Below are 1143 nucleotides of genomic sequence, written 5' to 3' on the forward strand. Positions count from 1 at the left end.
CCCCTATTCCCCTATTCCCCTATTCCTTCTCGTATATCCCACATGAACCTGCTCTATGCCGCCTTTGCCTTCCTTCTGGCACTTGTCTTTGGATTTGTCGGCATCACCCGCGTCGGCTCCTGGCTGATCGAGCGCCGCAACCCGGCCGTCGGCGAATTCGTCGACATCGATGGCGCGCGCATCCACTATGTCCACGTTCCTGGCCCCGCCAAGGCCGACCTGCCGCCTGTTGTCTTCATCCACGGCGCCAGCGCCAATCTCATGGATCAGATGCTGCCGCTCAGGCCGTTGCTTGAAGGGCGCGCCGAATTGCTGTTCTTCGACCGGCCGGGATTCGGTTGGTCGGGACGCGGGCCCGGCAACAACGAGGATCCGTGGTCGCAGGCCGACACCGTCGCCGCGCTGATGGACCATCTCGGTATGAAGCAGGCTATCATCGTCGGCCATTCCTTCGGTGGCGCGGTGACGACCGCCTTCGGCCGCGAGCATGCCGACAAGACGCTCGGGCTGGTATTCCTGGCACCGGCAACCCATCCGTGGCCCGGCGGCGCAACCGCCTGGTACTACGACCTGACCACCATTCCGGTGATCGGCCGGCTGTTCTCCGAAACGCTGAGCTATCCGGCAGGAATGCTGCGGATCGCCGACGCTACGACCTGCGTCTTCTCGCCCAACAAAGTGCCGGACAATTATGTCGCCGAGGCCTCGATCCCGCTGGTGCTGAGACCCTCGGCCTTCCGCGCAAATGCCAGCGATGTCGCCGGCCTCTACCGCTATGCGCTTGGGGCCGCGCCGCGCTACGCCGAGATCAAGGCGCCGACCGTGGTCATCTCGGGCGATCGAGACAAGGTCGTCTACGCCCATATCCATTCGGTCGGCCTCGAGCGCAACATTGCCGGCGCCGAACTGGTCTGGGTGCGCAATCTCGGCCACAAGCCGGACTGGATCGCGTCTGATCTGGTCGTTGGCGCTATCGAGAAGGCCGCCGGCAGGAGCGTGGATCTGGAGGCGATGGCAAGGGCGGTGGAAGCGCGGATCGCCGGCGATGCCTATGGCGCCGGAAAATGCGCCGACCTCAAGGAACCCGAAGCGGAGTTGGCGCCGACCTGATGTGCGTCTTCCGACAACGGTCTTCGAAAAACG

The 1143-nt window shown here is 64.1% G+C and carries 1 protein-coding gene; it reads left to right on the top strand.

What is annotated here, in order from left to right; all coding sequences use genetic code 11:
* Positions 1-42: 42 nt before the first annotated feature.
* The gene (locus FJ980_RS33165; RefSeq protein ID WP_140547618.1) at positions 43-1110 is read left to right on the top strand and encodes an alpha/beta hydrolase; all 1068 of its coding nucleotides are present in this window, start codon (positions 43-45) and stop codon (positions 1108-1110) included.
* Positions 1111-1143: the final 33 nt, after the last annotated feature.

Origin of the sequence: Mesorhizobium sp. B1-1-5, assembly GCF_006443065.1 — a bacterium.
Taxonomy (GTDB): domain Bacteria; phylum Pseudomonadota; class Alphaproteobacteria; order Rhizobiales; family Rhizobiaceae; genus Mesorhizobium.

Bases quoted from the DNA above. Each gene is read 5' to 3' on its own strand.
- FJ980_RS33165 (WP_140547618.1), top strand. From the start codon at position 43: ATGAACCTGCTCTATGCCGCCTTTGCCTTCCTTCTGGCACTTGTCTTT.